Genomic DNA, 15,735 nt, shown 5'->3' on the forward strand with positions numbered 1-15,735 from the left:
GGCGCTCAGCCCGCCGTGCCCCGGGCCGGGACGAGGCGGTGTCCGGCGGCCCGGCAGCCGAGCACCAGGCACACCGCCGCCCCGGCCAGCGCCATCCGGCCGGACGACGCGTCGAGCCCCCCGATCAGCAGCCCGACCCCGGCGGCGGCGAGCGCTGCGGTGAGCCACCGGTCCTCCCCGCGGCGCAGCCCCACCACGGCCAGGGCCAGGGCGGCGAGGACGGCGACCCGCGCCGGGTGCCCGGCGCCGGACAGCTGCCCGGCCCACGGCAGCCCGAGCGAGGCGAGGGCGAGCGCCGCGGCGCCGAGGAACCAGCCGCGGCCCGCGGTCACTCGGTGCGGCCCGGGGCCAGGGCCACGTGCGCTCCGCGCAGCAGGGCCACCGCGGCGCCCGTGGCGGCCAGGGCGGCGGTGAGCCAGAAGCCACGGTCGCTGACGGCCAGCGGGAGGGCGACCAGCACCCAGAAGGCGGCGAGCGCGACCAGGCCGCCGACACCGACCCGCCACGCCGTCCGGGCGGATGCGCCACGGCCGGCCAGGGCGGCGACCGAGGGCGCGAGTGCGACCAGGGTGGCGACGGTGGCGAAGGTGGACCAGGTCGGCACGACGTCCCACAGCGACTGGTTGCCGAAGTCGAGGGCCAGCCCCAGCTGGACCAGCGCGATCCCGAGGACGCCGAGTGCGAGGGCCACCAGCTCGGTGCCGGGGCGGCCCGGCGAGCGGACCGCGGCGAGCCGGGAGCGGACCGAGGACGACGAGGAGCCGCCACCCTGCTGGCCCGCGGAGGGGACGCCGGGCGCGGTGCCCGGGGTGGTGGCCGGCCCCGGGACCGGCGGCGGGGTGGGCGTGAAGCCGGGGACGACGTCGACCGGACCGGTCCGGTGGGTGCCGGTCGGCGGGTCGTAGGAGGGCTGGTACGGGGGGTGGCTGCCGTGCTCCCCGGCGTCCGGCTGCTCCGGCTCCACCGTCTGGCGCTGGCTGGGCGGCAGCAGGATCGACTGGGTGCGGGGGTCCTCGGTCGGGTCGGTGACCGGGGGCTCGGTGGCCGGGTGCTCGGTGGTGGCGTGCTGGTCCCCGGCCTGCTCGTCGCCGGGGTCCCGGGTCGCACCGGTCGGCGCCGAGCCCGGCTGCGGCTGCGGTTCGGGGATCGGTGGGTGCGGCTGGCTCACGTGTCCTCCTCGTGGGGTGCGCCGAGGCGCTGGCGGCCCGGTCCCGTCCGGCAGGACGGCGACCAGCGCGCTGGTCACCGTAGCCGCGGAGGGCCGCCCGGATCCTGCCCCCGCGCCGTGGTCCGGTCGCCCGCCTAGGGTCGGTCCCGTGGCAGCGCGCGCGGGCATCCTCGTCACCGGCACCGAGGTGCTCACCGGCCGGGTGGCCGATCGGAACGGGCCGTGGCTGGCCGAGGCGCTGCGCGTCCGGGGTGTCGACGTCGTCGCCGTGGTCGTCGTCGGGGACCGGCCCGAGGACCTGCGGACCGCCCTGGCCTTCCTGGCCGATGCGGGCACCGACCTGGTGATCACCACCGGCGGGCTGGGTCCCACGGCCGACGACCTGACCGCGGCCCTGGTCGGTGACTTCCAGGGCCGGCCCTCGACGGTCGACCCGGCCCTGGAGCAGCGGATCGCCGACGTGGTCGCCCGGCTCAGTGCCCGCCGCGGCTGGCGGATGGACCCGGCGGCGACCGCGGCCGGGGTCGCCAAGCAGGCGCAGGTCCCGGCGGGGGCCACGGTGCTGGAGCCGGTCGGCACGGCCCCGGGCCTCGTCGTCCCGGTGGCCGGCGGTCGGGCCGGGCCCCCGGTGCTGGTGCTGCCCGGGCCGCCGTCGGAGCTGCAGGGGATGTGGCCGGCGGCGCTGGCGGCCGAACCGGTGCGCCGGGCGCTGGCCGGGGCCACCGAGCTGCACCAGTCGACGCTGCGGCTGTGGGGCACGCCGGAGTCCGAGCTGGCGGCCACCCTGCGCCGGGTCGAGGACCAGGTGACCGGCCTGGAGATCACCACCTGCCTGCGGGACGGTGAGCTGGAGATCGTGACCCGGTACGCCCCGGACGCCGAGGCGGCGTACCGGCGGCTGGTGCAGGCGCTCACCGCCGACTTCGGCGACACGCTCTTCAGCGACGGGCCGACGGTGGACGAACTGGTCGCCGCCGCGCTGGACGAGCGCGGGTGGACGGTCGGCATCGGCGAGTCGTGCACCGGGGGTCTGCTCACCGCGCGGCTCACCGCGCCGCCGGGCTCCTCGGCCCGGGTGCTCGGTGGCGTGGCGGCCTACGCCGACAACGCCAAGACCCAGCTGCTCGACGTGCCGGCCGGCACGCTGGCCAGTGCCGGGGCGGTCAGCCAGGAGGTCGCCGCCGCGCTCGCCGCCGGCGCCAGGAGCCGGTTCGGCGCCGACGTGGGGGTCGGCGTCACCGGCATCGCCGGCCCGGGTGGCGGCACCATGGAGAAGCCGGTCGGCACGGTGCACCTCTCCGTCGCCGGCCCGGACGGCGCGTTCGCCCGCTCGCTGACCCTCCTCGGGTCGCGGGAGGCGGTGCGGCAGCGGACGACGACGCTCGCCCTGCACCTGCTGCGCCAGCTGCTGCTCGGCGGCCCGCCGGCCTGACGGGCGCTCAGGCCGGGTCGTGCGTCCAGCCGACCACGCGGCTGCGGCGCTCGAGGAACAGCACGTCGTGCCAGCTCGCCCGCCCGTCGACGACCCGGCGACCGATCCGTTCGCGGCGACCGACCACCCGGAACCCGAGCCGCTCGTGCAGCGCGAGGCTGGCCGTGTTGGCCGGGAAGACCGCCGCGCGGATCGTCCAGATGCCGTCGGCCTCGGTGGAGTCGACCAACGCCTCCAGCAACAGCCGCCCGACGCCCTGGCCGGCCGCCTCGGGTGCGACGTAGACCGAGTGGTCGACGACGCCGGCGTAGGCCGCCCGCGGCGACTCGCGGGTGCACGCCACCCAGCCGAGGACCGTGCCGGCGAGGTCCGTGGCCACGTGCCGGTGACCGGGCAGGCGCGAGGCGTCGAAGGCCGCCCAGCTCGGTGGCTCGGTCTCGAAGGTGGCGAGGCCGGTGGCGATGCCGGCGGCGTGGATCGCGCGGACGGCGGGCCAGTCGCCCGCCGTCATCGGGCGGAGGACCGGTGAGGGAGGGGATCCGGGCACGCCGCGATCCTCGCGCCCGGCCTGGGTCGGTCGTCCGCGGGGTTCCACGTGGAACCGGACCTGCGGGGTCGGCGGGTGGGGCGCATCATGGTCCGGCGCGGATGGACTGGCCTGGGTCACTCTCGGGGGCGGACCCCGGCCATCAGCCCGCCCGGGTGTCAGTCGGCAGCTGGGCGGGCACCCGTCCCCGGTGACCACACTGACCGTGCACGCCACCGGACAGATCGAGCCCGACGAGGTGTGGGACCGCTTCGTGCACCCGGCCCGCTGGCCGGAGTGGTCCCCGCAGATCAGCCGGGTGGAGGCCACCGCTCCCCGGATCGCCCCGGGCGTCACCGGCCGGGTGTACGACCCGCTGCGCACCTCCGTCCCGTTCGTCGTGGACGGTGTCTCCGACGCGACGCGGTGGTGGAGCTGGCAGGTCACCGTCGGCCCGACCCGGCTGCGGCTGGCGCACTGGGTGAGCCCCGCCCCGGACGGCGGGACGACGACCGGCCTGCGGATCAGCGGCTTCGCGCCCCTGGTGCTCGGCTACGCCCCGCTGGCCCTGCTGGCGATCAAGCGGCTGGTGACCATCACGACCTGAGCGCGGGGGGCGTCTCGTACGGTGCCGGGGTGAGCTGGTCGCGATGCCGTCGTCCCGTCGACGGAGAGGCCCGGTGACCGGCCGCCGTCGGCGACGGGCGACCGCGCCGGGCGGCACGCCCAGCGCCGTTCCACGACCACCGGACCCGCAGCCGGACCCCGACCGGCAGACTGAGGCGATGACCGAGATCCTCGACGACGCGACCGGATCGGTGGACGGGCACGACGAGTTCTCGTCCGAGGGGCCGCGCCCGTCGCTGGACCTCCTGGTGTGGGACGCGCCGAACATCGACATGACCTTGGCGAACGTGATCGGCGCGCGCCCCACCGCGGCGTCCCGGCCGCGGTTCGACGCGATCGCCGCCTGGTTCGTCGAGGGGGCCGAGGAGTTCGGCGCCGTGCAGCCGCCGGAGGTGGAGGCCTGCGTCTTCGCCAACGTGCCGCCGCAGCACGCCACCTCGCTGCAGCGCTGGGTGGAGGCGCTGCGCAGCTTCGGCTACGCCGTCTTCGCCCGGCCGAAGCTCCAGCCCGACGACGACATCGACCAGTCGATGCTCGACCACATCAGCGTGCGGGCGCACAGCCACCGGCTGCGCCGGCTGGTCGTCTTCTCCGGTGACGGCCGGAACTTCGCCGAGCCGCTCGAGGACCTGGCCCGCGCCGGCACCGAGGTGGTCGTCGTCGCGTTCAGCGAGGTCGCCGGCTACGCGATCAGCTCGGAGCTGCTGCAGTTCGTCGACATCGAGGACGTCCCCGGGGCGTTCGTCGAGCCGCTGGACCGCGTGCGGCTGGACGCCCTGCCGACGGACGGCGCCTGGCTGCGCCCGACCAAGAGCCTGCGGGACGCCGCCGGCCTCTTCGCCGCCCGCCGGTCCTGACGGTCCCGTGCCCGGGGCGCGGGGCCCTTCCGCTACCGGCGAGCCAGCCGGCGCACGCCACCGGTGTAGGGCAGCGAGTAGTGCGCGAAGACGTCGGGCTCCTGCTCGACGGTGAGCTCGCCGTCGGTGTCGATGGACGGCGCGTTCTTGGTGACGTCCTTGGACACGGTGACCGTGATGTGGTCGGGGGACACGGTCGCGCCGGTCAGCGGCACGAAGGTCAGCTGGCGCCGGCCGATGAAGCCGGTGATGACCGCAGCGAAGAAGGGCTGGTCGGTGGTGGTGTCCACGTACACCGACTCCAACGTGCCGATCTTGCTCCCGTCCGGGTCGACGACGTTCAGGGTGCGCCAGTCACGGATGTTCTCGGCCGGGAACACGGGGTCCTCCTCAGTTCTCGGGACAGTTGCCCCTCCATGCCCGCGGTCACCGCCCCGCAACCGTCCGCCGCACCGCGCCCGGACGTGCACCGGCCGGTCTCGGGTACCGGGGACGGCGTGGCCGGCCAGGAGCTCGTGGTGATGGTCGGGCTGCAGGGGTCGGGCAAGTCCACCTGGGTGGCCGAGCACCTGGCCGGCACGCACGCGGTGGTCAGCAAGGACCACTGGCCGAACGCCCGCCGTCGTGAGGCCCGGCAACAGCGGGTGGTGGCCGCCCTCCTCGCCGAGGGTGCCAGCGTCGTCGTCGACAACACCTCGCCCTCGCCGGCCGAGCGGGCACCGCTGGTCGCGCTGGCGGCAGCGGCGGGCGTCCCGGCCAGGGCGGTGTTCCTGGACGTCCCGCTGGAGACCTGCCGGGCCCGCAACGAGGCCCGCCAGGGCCGGGCGCGGGTGCCGCTGGTCGGGCTGTACAGCGCGGCCGCGCGGCTCGTCCCGCCGAGCAGCGCGGAGGGGTTCGGCGAGGTGACGCGCGTCCGCGGTTGACCCCGGCGGTCCAGCGGGGCGTGGGCCGGGTTCGTCGCGGGCGGGGAGGAGTGCGGTCAGAGACCCGGGCCGGAGGAGGAGCGCGGCCGGGGGACCGACGCGGTGGTGAGCCCGGAGGGCAACCGGGCCCAGACGTGCTTGCGATCGGCGTCGCTGCACCAGCCGTAGTCGACCGACAGCTGGGCCACCATGGGCAGCCCCATCCCGCCGTACGCGGGGTCGCGGTCGACCGCGGGGCGTGGCGGGGAGTCGGGCGAACCGTCGGTGAGCACGATCAGCCAGCCGGCCGGTACGGCGACGATCAGCGCCACCACCGCACCGCCGCCGTGCCGCAGTGCGTTCGAGCTGAGCTCCTCGAAGACCAGCAGGAGGCCCTCACGGGCGTCCTCGGTGGACCGGGCGGCCAGCGACGGGTGGGCGAGCCGGGCCCGCAGGTCCATCCGGACCCGGGACGCGTCGTGCACCGTCGGGAGCTCCCACCGCCAGACGTCGCCGTCCTCGTGGGGCACGTCGGCCGAGGGCCAGACCAGTGCACTCACTCTTCGGGCCTCCCGCCGGCCGGTGTCTCCGCCGGTGACCATGGTGGCGGACGCGGGGGCCTGGTGCAGCACGGGGGGTCACGTCCCGGCTCGGCGTGGTCAGCGCCGCGCCTGCCCGGGGTCGCCCTGGGGGCCGGCCGAGACCCCGGGCATGCCGTGGACGTCCAGCCGCTGGAGCAGGCCGGTCAGCTCCAGCGGACCGGTGACGATCCGGTTGGTGGCGATGACCCCGACGTGCTTGCCGGCCGCCTCGGGGTGCTGGCTGACCCAGACCAGTGCGGTGACGCCGGCCGACCCGAAGAAGGTGACCTCCGACAGGTCGATGGTCAGCAGCCGCTCCGCCTGACGCAGTGCGGTGAGCAGGGTCTGCTGCAGGAGCGGGTTGCTGGCGGCGTCCAGTTCACCGGACACCGAGGCGACGAGCTGCCCCGGCTCCGGGCCGTCGGCGAGCCGCACCTGGAACGGGGCCTCGTCGGCTGCCGACCTGACCGTGCTGATGGGTCCTCCTCCAGACCAGGACACGTGCGTCGCGTCCGTCCCCGATCGTCTCCTCCACGGACGTGCTCGCGGAGGAGCCCGGCTGGCCCCCATACCCGGATCGGGGCAGGACAGTCCTGCCCGGCCTCCGCGGCGGGGACCGTCATCACTTCGTCATGCGCCTGGGGTCGCCAGCCCTGTGACGGGTGTGTCACCGTGTCACACGGCCGAGATGAGGCCGCCGTGCTCGGTACCGTTCGGGCTCGGCGGTGGAGCCCCTCGCTGCTGCGCCGTGCGCGCCGGGGGCGCTCGCCCACCAGGTCGCCCGTGTCCTCGCCGGACCGTGTGCGGCACCACGAGGACGACGAACGCCCGGCCGGCTGTGGTCCGGGCGCGGAGAGGGGGCGGGCCGATGTGGGAGTACCTCGTCGACCGGCGCGGGCTGATCGCCTTCCAGGCCTTCCAGCACGTGAGCCTGGTCGTGCAGTGCGTGCTGCTGGCCACCGTGATCGCGATCGGGCTGGCCGTGCTGGCCTACCGCAGCCCGCGGCTCACCGGGCTGGCCAACGGGCTCTCCGCGATCGGACTGACCATCCCGTCCTTCGCGCTGCTGGGCATCCTGCTCGCGCCGTTCGGGTTCGGGATCACCCCGGCGGTGCTGGCGGTGACCTTCTACGCGGCCCTGCCCATCCTGCGCAACGCCGTCGTCGGCCTGGCCGGCGTCGACCGCTCGCTGGTGGAGTCGGCCCGCGGCATCGGCATGAGCCGGCTGAGCACGCTGCTGCGGATCGAGCTGCCGCTCGCGTGGCCGGTGATCCTGGCCGGCATCCGGGTCTCCACCCAGATGGTCATGGGCATCGCCGCGATCGCCGCCTACGTGCTCGGCCCCGGCCTGGGCAGCTTCATCTTCTCCGGACTCTCCCGGCTGGGCGGTGCGAACGCACTGAACGCCACGCTCGTCGGGACCATCGCGATCGTCCTGCTGGCCCTCGTCCTCGACGTGGTGCTGGTGCTGGTCGGTCGCCTCACCACCTCGAGGGGCATCCGTGTCTGACACCATCGCCGAGACCACCGGCGACACCGTCGAGCAGCCCGCCGGCGCCGAGCGCCGGGTCAGCGGCGTCTCCATCCGGCTCGAGGGCGTCACCAAGAGCTACCCCGGACAGGGGAAGCCGGCCGTCGACGCCGTCGACCTGGACATCCCCGCCGGTCAGATGGTCATGTTCGTCGGGCCCTCCGGCTGCGGGAAGACGACGCTGCTGAAGATGCTGAACCGCCTGGTCGAGCCGACCAGCGGCAAGATATTCCTGGGCGACGAGGACGTCACCGGCCAGGACGCCGACCAGCTGCGCCGCCGGATCGGGTACGTCATCCAGGCCGGCGGCCTCTTCCCGCACATGACCGTGGCCACCAACATCGGCCTGGTCCCCGGGATGCTGAAGTGGGACCGGAAGCGGATCGTCGCCCGGGTCGACGAGCTGCTCGAGCTGGTCGGCCTGGACCCCGAGGTGTACCGCGACCGGTACCCCCGGGAGCTCTCCGGTGGTCAGCAGCAACGCGTCGGGGTCGCCCGGGCGCTGGCTGCCGACCCGCCGGTGCTGCTGATGGACGAGCCGTTCGGGGCGGTCGACCCGATCACCCGGCAGCGGCTGCAGGACGAGCTGATCCGCATCCAGGAGGAGCTGGGCAAGACGATCGTCTTCGTCACCCACGACTTCGACGAGGCGGTCAAGCTCGGTGACCGGATCGTGGTCTTCGACGTCGGTGCCCGCGTGGTGCAGTACGACACCCCGGAGGCGATCCTCGCCGACCCGGCGGAGGAGTACGTCGCCGACTTCGTCGGTGCCGGTGCCACGCTGAAGCAGCTGACCCTCACCCGGGTCGGAGACGTCGAGCTGCTCCACCCGCAGGTGGCCCGGGTGGGGGAGGACGCCGCCGAGGTCGTCCGCCGCGCCTCGGCCGCCGGGGAGAAGTACGTCGTGGTCACCGACCGCCGCGGCCGGCCGATCAGCTGGCCGACGCTGGCGGAGCTGTCCCGGGTGGCCACCGTGCCCGACACCGTGGACGAGAAGCTCCCGGTGGTCGGCCTGCGCTCCACCCTCAACGACGCGCTCGACACCATGCTCGCCGCCAGCCAGGGCGGCGTCGTCGTGACCGGCCGGGACGACGTCGCCGGCGTCATGGTGGTGGAGACGGTGATGGCCGCGATCCAGCGCACCCGCGACGAGGTGCAGGGATGACGGCGCCCCGCCCCGCCGCCACCGAGGCGTACCCCGAGACCGAGGTCGACGACGCGCTGGCCCAGACCCAGACGCCGGTCGCCGGCCGGTCGGACGAGGCCCGCGGGGCCTGGCGCGGTCTGCTGGTGCAGCCGGTCCTGGTGCTGGCCGGCGTGCTGGCCTTCGTCGTCTGGCGGTCGACCGCCGAGCTCGCCGACACCGAGCAGCGCCAGCTCGGGTGGAGCGTGCTGGGCCGCAGCATCGTCGAGCACCTGCAGCTCACCCTGCTCGCCGCCGCGATCGTGCTGCTGATCGGCATCCCGCTGGGCGTCCTGCTCACCCGTGGGCCGTTCCGCCGGGCCACGCCGCTGGTGCTCGGCGTGGCGAACACCGGCCAGGCCGCCCCGGCGATCGGGCTGTTCGTGCTGCTGGCCACCTGGTTGGGGTTCGGCTTCCGGTCCGCGGTCGTGGCCCTGGTGCTCTACACCGTGCTGCCGGTGCTGCGGAACACCATGGTGGGGCTGCAGGGTGTCGACGCCCGGCTGGTCGAGGCCGGTCGCGGGATGGGCATGAGCGCCCTCGCCGTCCTGCTGCGGGTGGAGCTGCCGTTGGCCGTGCCGGTCATCCTGGCCGGCGTCCGCACCGCCCTGGTGCTGCTCGTCGGCACCGCCACGCTGGCGACCTTCATCAGCGGCGGCGGCCTGGGCCAGCTGATCACCACCGGGATCAACCTCTCGCTGGACAGCCTGCTGTTCAGCGGGGCCGTCCTCGTCGCCCTGCTGGCGCTGGCCATCGACTGGCTCGGCCGCGTCGTCGAGCACGTCGCCCGACCGAAGGGACTCTGATGCGGACCCGCGCAGCCACCGCTCTCTCCCTCGCGGCGGCCACCCTGCTCAGCGGGTGCGGCCTGCAGGCCGCGACGCAGTACACCCCGGCTTCCGCGCCGGCCGAGATCCAGCCGATCGAGGGCGCCGCGGGCGAGGAGATCGTGGTGGGGTCGAAGAACTTCACCGAGCAGCTGATCCTCGGCAAGATCGCCGTGATCGCGCTGCAGACCGCCGGGTTCGACGTGGTCGACCGGACCAACATCCCCGGCTCGGTGCCGGCGCGCCAGGGCATGGTCAACGGCGAGATCGACATGGAGTGGGAGTACACCGGCACCGCGTGGCTCTCCTACCTCGGCGAGACCGCCCCGATCGCGGACCCGCTGGAGCAGTACGAGGCCGTCCGGGACGCCGAGCTGGCCAACGGCCTGACCTGGCTGCCGCCCGCGGAGGCGAACAACACCTACGCCTTCGCCGTCCGCAGCGAGGCGGTCGACGACCTCGGCGGGATCAGCACGCTGTCGGAGATCGCCGAGCTGCCCGTGGAGGAGCGCACCTTCTGCGTGGAGAGCGAGTTCGCCAGCCGCAACGACGGGTTCGTCCCGATGCTGGAGACCTACGGCCTGGAGCTCGGCGACCCGCAGGGCGTTCCGCGGGACAACGTCAGCACGCTGGACACCGGCGCGGTCTACGAGGCCACCGACCAGGGCGCGTGCAACTTCGGCGAGGTGTTCACCACCGACGGCCGGATCACGGCGCTGGACCTCACGGTGCTCGAGGACGACCGGGGGTTCTTCCCCAACTACAACATCTCGCCGGTGCTGCTCACCGAGACCTTCGAGGAGCACCCCGAGCTGGCCGACCTGTTCGGGCAGATCACCCCGCTGCTGACCAACGACGTGCTCCAGGAGCTGAACGCCCGGGTCGACGTGGCCGGCGAGCAGCCCGGGGACGTCGCGCTGGAGTGGATGGTCTCCGAGGGGCTCGTCGAGCCGGCCTGATCAGGTCCGCTCGGCCAGCCCGCACAATCGGCTGACCAGGAACTCCACCGCCGCCTCGCTGTCCACGTCCTCGGCCACCGCCACCGCGGTGCCCGAGGACGACGTCGCCCGGCGGTCCACCAGGGTCTGCCCCCGCCCGGCGCCGTGCCCGGTGTCCACCACGACGTCCCGGCGCACGGTGGTCAGCGTGCCCGGCACGATCGCCTCGGTCAGCGCCAGGGCGTCGTGCACCACCACCCCCTCGATCCCGTAGCTGCTGCGGGCGTGGTCGACGTACTGCTGCAGGACCGCCGCCGCGCGGTCACCCACCGGGCCGGCCGCGGCGAACCGGGCGATGTCCGGGGCGGTGAGCACCGTGGGCAGCGTGACGTCCAGGCCGACCAGCACGGTCGGCAGGCCGGCACCGAACACCGCGGCGGCGGCCTCCGGGTCGGCCCACACGTTGAACTCCGCGGCCGCGGTCACGTTGCCGCCGCGGGTCGCCGAGCCGCCCATCACCACCAGCCGGCCGATCCGCGCCGCCGCCTCGGGGTACACGCCGATCAGCAGCGCGATGTTGGTCAGCGGGCCGATCGCGGCCACGGTCACCGGCTGCTCGCTGGCCAGCAGCAGCTCGGCCAGCGCCACCACCGCCGGCCGGGGGTCGACCGCGGCCGGGGACGGCGGCAGCACGACGCCGCCCAGGCCCGCCTCCCCGTGCACGTGCCCCGCCCGCTGCGGCTGGGGGAAGACCAGCGAGGTGCGGGCACCGGCGGCCACCGGCACGTCCGACCGTCCCGCCAGGTGCAGCACCCGCAGCGCGTTCTCGGTCGTCTCGGCCAGGCCGACGTTGCCGTGCACCGTCGTCACCAGCTGCAGGTCGACCTCGGGACTGGCCAGCGCGAGCAGCACGGCCAGTGCGTCGTCGATGCCCGGGTCGGTGTCGATCACCAGGGGGGTGCGCATCCGCCCATCCCACCAGACCGGCCCGACACGCCGGTGCGCCGGTTCGGCGCCCGAGGTCATCGACCGGTGATGCCGCCACTGAGCTGGTCTTTCGCCCGGGGTTGTCGACTAGTGCCCGGGTCCGGAGACGGGTCATCGACCGCTGCGGAGGGGTCCGGCAACGGTTGGGTCACGCGGTCGCGAGGGGGTGTCTGGAACGGGGGTCCGGGGGCTCCGTCGTCCGTAACTTCTTCCTTGCCCGCGGCCCCTTCCCCGGCCGCGGCGACTACTTCCCCGGGAGGGCAGCAATGGCGATCCAGCTGGCACCGGTCCGGTCGACCGCCCTGCCCGCCCCCCGGGACACCGGGCGGCTCGGGCTGTTCGGCACCGACACCCCGGCGCCCAACACCACCGACCTGGCGTTCGGCCTGGCGGTCGGCCTGGCGTGCGGCGTGCTCGGCATGCGCCCCAGCCCGCTGGCGGACGACGACGTCCCGGTGCGTCCGGCCCGCTCCCGGCGTCGCCAGCTCGCCCGCCGCGCCGCCGGCTGGGGCGCCGGCGAGGACGGTGCGCACCTGGCCTGGCGCCCGACCCCGCTGCCGGTCTACCGGCTGACCGACGGGCCGGCCCCGTCCGTGCGGCGTGCGGCGCCCGCGTCCCCGGTCGCCCCGGCGGTGCGGCCGGACCCCGTCCCGTCCCTGCCGCCGGCCGTGGACCACCAGCTCGAGGCCGCGATCGAGTTCGCCACCGACTTCTCCGTCGACCTGCTCACCACGCCCGTGCGGCTGGCTGCGCCGGCGCCGCGGTTGACCGCCCCGGTGCGGCAGCTGCTCAGCCGGCTGCGGGGCGTGCGCCGGCGGGCGGCGGGCTGGGGCAGCGGCCCGAACGGTGCCTCGCTCAGCTGGGGGCGTCCGGCCCTGCCCCCGGTGCACCAGCTGACCCTGGCAGCGCTCCCCGCGGCCGAGCCCCGGCCGTCCCGGGTGGTCGTGCCCACGCCCCGGCAGCCGGTCGACCTGCGGCCCGTCGACGTCGACCTGCGGCACCGTGCGCCGGAGGACGACGACGCCCAGCCGATGCGGGAGCTGCCCAGCACCCCCACCGCACCGCCGCAGCCCCGCAACGGGGCCACGGAGCCGCCGCGACCCAGCGCGAACCGGCCACCCCTCTCTAGGGTGGCTGGGTGTTCACCACGCGGCCGGAGCTCGCCGGCACCTTCGGGATGGTCGCCTCGACGCACTGGCTCGCCAGCGCCGCGGGCATGGCGACCCTCGAGGCCGGTGGGAACGCGTTCGATGCCGCGGTCGCTGCGGGCTTCACCCTGCAGGTGGTCGAGCCGCACCTCAACGGCCCGGGGGGCGAGGTCCCGATCCTCTTCGCCCGGAGCCCGCGGGCAGCCTCCGGTGCGGGGGTCCCCGTGGTGCTGTCCGGTCAGGGGGTCGCCCCCGCCGGCGCCACGATCGACGCCTTCGGGGACCTCGGTCTCGACCTGATCCCAGGCACCGGTCTCCTCGCGGCCACCGTGCCCGGCGCCCTCGGCGCCTGGCTGACCCTCCTGCGCGACCACGGCACCCTGCCGCTGGACGCCGTCCTCCGCTTCGCCATCGAGTACGCCGAGCACGGCCACCCGGTCCACCCCCGGGTCGCCGCGACCGTCGCCTCGGTCTCCGAGCACTTCCGCACCCACTGGCCGACCTCGGCCGCCACCTGGCTCGCCCCCGACGGCGCACCCCCCACCGCCGGCCGCCTGTTCCGCAACCCGGTCCTCGCCTCGACCTACCGCCGACTGCTCGACGCAGCGCGCGGACCCTCCCGAGAGGCGCAGATCGACGCGGCACTGGCGTCCTGGTACACGGGGTTCGTCGCCGAGGCGATCGACGAGTTCTCCCGGTCCCCGGTGATGGACGACTCCGGTCGTGCCCACCGCGGTCTCCTCACCGGTGAGGACCTGGCCAGCTGGGCCCCGAGGTACGAGCCGCCGGTCACCCTCGACTGGCAGGGGTGGACGCTCGCGAAGGCCGGGCCGTGGTCCCAGGGCCCGGCGCTGCTCCAGGCGCTCGCGATGCTGGACGGCCACCCGGCGGCAGGAGCCGGGGCCGGGTACGCATCGGGCACCGCCGATGCCGACCTGGTCCACGTCAGCGCGGAGGCGGTGAAGCTGGCGATGGCCGACCGGGAGGCCTGGTACGGGGACACCGCCGAGGCCCCCGTGGACGACCTGCTCTCCACCAGTTACACCGACCAGCGGCGGGCGCTGATCAGCGACCGGGCCAGCACCGAGCTGCGGCCCGGCTCGCCAGGGGGGCGCCCGCCCCGGCTCCCCGCGTTCGTCACCGACGCCGCCGCCGGCGTGCGGGTCGACCGCGGCACGATCGCCGGGGTCGGGGAGCCCACCGTCGACACGCGGGGGACGACCCGGGGCGACACCTGCCACGTCGACGTCGTCGACCGCTGGGGCAACCTCGTCTCGGCCACCCCCTCCGGCGGCTGGCTGCAGAGCTCGCCGGTCATCCCCTCGCTGGGCTTCGCACTGGGCACCCGGGCGCAGATGTTCTGGCTGGAGCCCGGGCTCCCCAACTCGTTGCAGCCGCGCAAGCGGCCGCGCACCACGCTCACCCCGTCGCTGGCGCTGCGCGGCGGCGTGCCGACCCTGGCCTTCGGCACCCCCGGCGGTGACCAGCAGGAGCAGTGGCAGCTGTGCTTCTGGCTGGCCCACGTGCTCGGCGGGCTGGACCTCCAGGCGGCCATCGACGCGCCGGCCTGGCACACCACCAGCTTCCCGTCGTCGTTCTACCCGCGCGAGATGTCACCGGGCGAGCTCGTGGTGGAGTCCCGGCTCGGGGACGACACCATCGCCGAGCTGCGCCGTCGCGGGCACGCGGTCACGGTGTCCGACCCCTGGTCGCTGGGCCGGCTGTCGGCGGTGTCGGTCGACCCGGAGACCGGCGTGCTGCGGGCCGGAGCGAACCCGCGGGGCATGCAGGGCTACGCCGTCGGTCGCTGAGCCCTCGGCGGGCGGCGGCGCTGCTCAGTCCGGCGCGTCCTCCTCGGCCAGCTCCTCGGGCACCACCGCGGCCAGGCAGCGCCGGATCGCCAAGGCGATGCTGCTGGCGGCGAACAGGTCGTCGTCGGTGTGCCGTCGAGCGCGCCGCAACTGGTCCTCGAGGGCATGCAGTTCGTCGTAGGCGGCGCGGGTCACGTCGGGCTCGGCGGTCGGGCCGTCCACCGAGTGCAGGACCTCGGCCAGCCCGACCAGCGCCGAGGCTGCGGGCGGCCGCAGCGCCGGGCCGAGCGCCACGTGGGACAGGTCGGCGGTCTCGGTCTCCGCGATCAGCTGGGTGAGGTCCTCCACCATCAGCGTCAGGCGTTCCAGCGCCCGGGCCTGGGCGTACTGCCGATCGGCGTCCTGCTGGTGCCGCCGGGCCCGGAGGTTGCCCCGGCGGGCCTCGTCGGTCTGCTGGACCGCCGCGCGGGTCTGCGCCAGCACCGGGTCGATGGTGTGGATCCGCTCGCGCCACTCGTCCTCGGTGGGCGGGTGTTCCTGCTGCAGGCCCTCGGCGAGGTCCTCCAGCTGGGTGGCCAGCAGGTCGCGCAGCCGGCCGAGCTCGGTCTGCGACGGCGCCAGCGGCAGCGGCGGGAAGAGCGCCAGGACGGCCGTGCCGATCAGCGCACCGAAGAACGTGAGCCCGGCGTAGCCCACCACGTAGTCCAGCGGGTCGCCGCCACCGATGATCAGCACGAAGAGCGCCGAGGTCGGCACCCAGCTGCCGGAGCCGCCCAGCCGCTGCCAGCCGGCGAGCAGCACCCCGATGGTCACCACGATGGCGACGCGGGCCACGACCGGGACGGGCAGCGCGTCGGCGGCCAGTGCCACCGCCGCCCCGATCGCGATCGCGGAGACCGACTGCGCGGCCGACCGGGCCGAGCCGGCCAGGGTGGTGGAGATGGCGATCACCGCGCCGAACGGCGCGTAGTAGGGGTACTCCTGCGCCGGGCCCGGCAGCAGGCGGGCGAGCGCCCAGGCGATCGTCGCCGCGATCGCGGCCCGCAGGGCCAGGCCGATCTGCGGGTGCCGGGCCCAGCTGCGGTGGAGGGCACCGGCCCAGGAACGTGGGTGCAACGAGCGTGGACGGCCGACCTGCTGCCGGGGGCGGGCGGTTCCGTCCATCCGGTCATCGTCCCCCGTGGGCAGCGGCGGCGCCCGGGATGGCCCTGTGCACC

17 protein-coding genes are annotated in these 15,735 nt (G+C 75.3%); 9 read left to right on the plus strand and 8 right to left on the minus strand.

Going from position 1 to position 15,735, the window contains the following annotated elements; translation table 11 throughout:
- Positions 1–5: 5 nt before the first annotated feature.
- Both O2W18_RS17910 and O2W18_RS17915 read right to left on the minus strand, forming a co-directional pair.
- Positions 6–332, minus strand: a complete 327-nt coding sequence (locus tag O2W18_RS17910) for a hypothetical protein (protein WP_269188789.1) — start codon at positions 330–332, stop codon at positions 6–8.
- The gene (locus tag O2W18_RS17915; protein WP_269188790.1) at positions 329–1,168 is read right to left on the minus strand and encodes a hypothetical protein; all 840 of its coding nucleotides are present in this window, start codon (positions 1,166–1,168) and stop codon (positions 329–331) included. Before O2W18_RS17915 ends, O2W18_RS17910 begins: the two co-directional genes overlap by 4 nt.
- A 148-nt stretch (positions 1,169–1,316) precedes the next feature.
- Here O2W18_RS17915 and O2W18_RS17920 point away from each other — a divergent pair, with 148 nt between their 5' ends.
- Positions 1,317–2,600 (plus strand): competence/damage-inducible protein A, encoded by a 1,284-nt coding sequence (locus tag O2W18_RS17920; protein WP_269188791.1) that lies wholly within the window; start codon positions 1,317–1,319, stop codon positions 2,598–2,600.
- Between the two features lie 7 nt (positions 2,601–2,607).
- On the opposite strand, the gene O2W18_RS17925 is transcribed toward O2W18_RS17920, so the two are convergent.
- Positions 2,608–3,147, minus strand: coding sequence for a GNAT family N-acetyltransferase (locus tag O2W18_RS17925; protein ID WP_269188792.1), 540 nt, complete (start codon positions 3,145–3,147; stop codon positions 2,608–2,610).
- Positions 3,148–3,337: 190 nt separating this feature from the next.
- On the opposite strand from O2W18_RS17925, the gene O2W18_RS17930 reads away from it, so the two are divergent.
- Positions 3,338–3,733 (plus strand): SRPBCC family protein, encoded by a 396-nt coding sequence (locus tag O2W18_RS17930; protein WP_269188793.1) that lies wholly within the window; start codon positions 3,338–3,340, stop codon positions 3,731–3,733.
- Between the two features lie 178 nt (positions 3,734–3,911).
- Positions 3,912–4,610, plus strand: coding sequence for an NYN domain-containing protein (locus tag O2W18_RS17935; RefSeq protein WP_269169859.1), 699 nt, complete (start codon positions 3,912–3,914; stop codon positions 4,608–4,610).
- A gap of 32 nt (positions 4,611–4,642) precedes the next feature.
- Here the strand turns inward: O2W18_RS17935 and O2W18_RS17940 are convergent, their stop codons facing one another.
- Entirely contained in the window at positions 4,643–4,990 is a 348-nt protein-coding gene (locus tag O2W18_RS17940) for a PRC-barrel domain-containing protein (RefSeq protein WP_269188794.1), read from the minus strand.
- A 36-nt stretch (positions 4,991–5,026) separates the two neighbouring features.
- Between O2W18_RS17940 and O2W18_RS17945 the strand changes: the two genes are divergently transcribed.
- Positions 5,027–5,533, plus strand: coding sequence for an ATP-binding protein (locus O2W18_RS17945; RefSeq protein WP_269188795.1), 507 nt, complete (start codon positions 5,027–5,029; stop codon positions 5,531–5,533).
- 56 nt (positions 5,534–5,589) lie between these two features.
- Here the strand turns inward: O2W18_RS17945 and O2W18_RS17950 are convergent, their stop codons facing one another.
- A complete protein-coding gene (locus tag O2W18_RS17950) occupies positions 5,590–6,072 on the minus strand; it encodes an ATP-binding protein (protein ID WP_269188796.1) in 483 nt (160 codons plus the stop codon).
- 99 nt (positions 6,073–6,171) lie between these two features.
- Positions 6,172–6,528: an STAS domain-containing protein gene (locus tag O2W18_RS17955; protein WP_269188797.1), complete on the minus strand. Its 357-nt coding sequence runs from the start codon at positions 6,526–6,528 to the stop codon at positions 6,172–6,174.
- A gap of 433 nt (positions 6,529–6,961) precedes the next feature.
- Between O2W18_RS17955 and O2W18_RS17960 the strand changes: the two genes are divergently transcribed.
- From O2W18_RS17960 to O2W18_RS17975, 4 genes are read left to right on the plus strand one after another with little or no spacing between them, the layout of a single operon-like run.
- Positions 6,962–7,603, plus strand: coding sequence for an ABC transporter permease (locus O2W18_RS17960; protein WP_269157628.1), 642 nt, complete (start codon positions 6,962–6,964; stop codon positions 7,601–7,603).
- On the plus strand, positions 7,596–8,789 hold the full coding sequence (locus O2W18_RS17965) for an ABC transporter ATP-binding protein (RefSeq protein ID WP_269188798.1): 1,194 nt from the start codon (positions 7,596–7,598) through the stop codon (positions 8,787–8,789). Before O2W18_RS17960 ends, O2W18_RS17965 begins: the two co-directional genes overlap by 8 nt.
- A complete protein-coding gene (locus tag O2W18_RS17970) occupies positions 8,786–9,613 on the plus strand; it encodes an ABC transporter permease (RefSeq protein WP_269188799.1) in 828 nt (275 codons plus the stop codon). The genes O2W18_RS17965 and O2W18_RS17970 overlap by 4 nt, the downstream gene beginning before the upstream one ends.
- Complete coding sequence (locus tag O2W18_RS17975; protein ID WP_269188800.1) at positions 9,613–10,593, plus strand: glycine betaine ABC transporter substrate-binding protein; 981 nt, start codon at positions 9,613–9,615, stop codon at positions 10,591–10,593. The genes O2W18_RS17970 and O2W18_RS17975 overlap by 1 nt, the downstream gene beginning before the upstream one ends.
- Here the strand turns inward: O2W18_RS17975 and O2W18_RS17980 are convergent, their stop codons facing one another.
- Positions 10,594–11,538, minus strand: a complete 945-nt coding sequence (locus O2W18_RS17980) for a nucleoside hydrolase (RefSeq protein WP_269188801.1) — start codon at positions 11,536–11,538, stop codon at positions 10,594–10,596.
- A 1,159-nt stretch (positions 11,539–12,697) separates the two neighbouring features.
- Between O2W18_RS17980 and O2W18_RS17985 the strand changes: the two genes are divergently transcribed.
- Entirely contained in the window at positions 12,698–14,518 is a 1,821-nt protein-coding gene (locus tag O2W18_RS17985) for a gamma-glutamyltransferase family protein (protein WP_269188802.1), read from the plus strand.
- A gap of 24 nt (positions 14,519–14,542) precedes the next feature.
- Here the strand turns inward: O2W18_RS17985 and O2W18_RS17990 are convergent, their stop codons facing one another.
- A complete protein-coding gene (locus O2W18_RS17990) occupies positions 14,543–15,682 on the minus strand; it encodes a hypothetical protein (RefSeq protein ID WP_269188803.1) in 1,140 nt (379 codons plus the stop codon).
- Between the last annotated feature and the right edge of the window lie 53 nt (positions 15,683–15,735).

The sequence above is a fragment of the Modestobacter sp. VKM Ac-2983 genome, from assembly GCF_026967885.1.
GTDB lineage: Bacteria > Actinomycetota > Actinomycetes > Mycobacteriales > Geodermatophilaceae > Modestobacter.

Excerpts from the sequence above, each read along its gene's own strand:
- O2W18_RS17935 (WP_269169859.1), top strand. The coding sequence starts at position 3,912 with ATGACCGAGATCCTCGACGACGCGACCGGATCGGTGGACGGGCACGAC.
- O2W18_RS17945 (WP_269188795.1), top strand. The coding sequence starts at position 5,027 with ATGCCCGCGGTCACCGCCCCGCAACCGTCCGCCGCACCGCGCCCGGAC.
- O2W18_RS17960 (WP_269157628.1), top strand. The coding sequence starts at position 6,962 with ATGTGGGAGTACCTCGTCGACCGGCGCGGGCTGATCGCCTTCCAGGCC.
- O2W18_RS17970 (WP_269188799.1), top strand. The coding sequence starts at position 8,786 with ATGACGGCGCCCCGCCCCGCCGCCACCGAGGCGTACCCCGAGACCGAG.
- O2W18_RS17975 (WP_269188800.1), top strand. The coding sequence starts at position 9,613 with ATGCGGACCCGCGCAGCCACCGCTCTCTCCCTCGCGGCGGCCACCCTG.
- O2W18_RS17980 (WP_269188801.1), bottom strand. The coding sequence starts at position 11,538 with ATGCGCACCCCCCTGGTGATCGACACCGACCCGGGCATCGACGACGCA.
- O2W18_RS17990 (WP_269188803.1), bottom strand. The coding sequence starts at position 15,682 with ATGGACGGAACCGCCCGCCCCCGGCAGCAGGTCGGCCGTCCACGCTCG.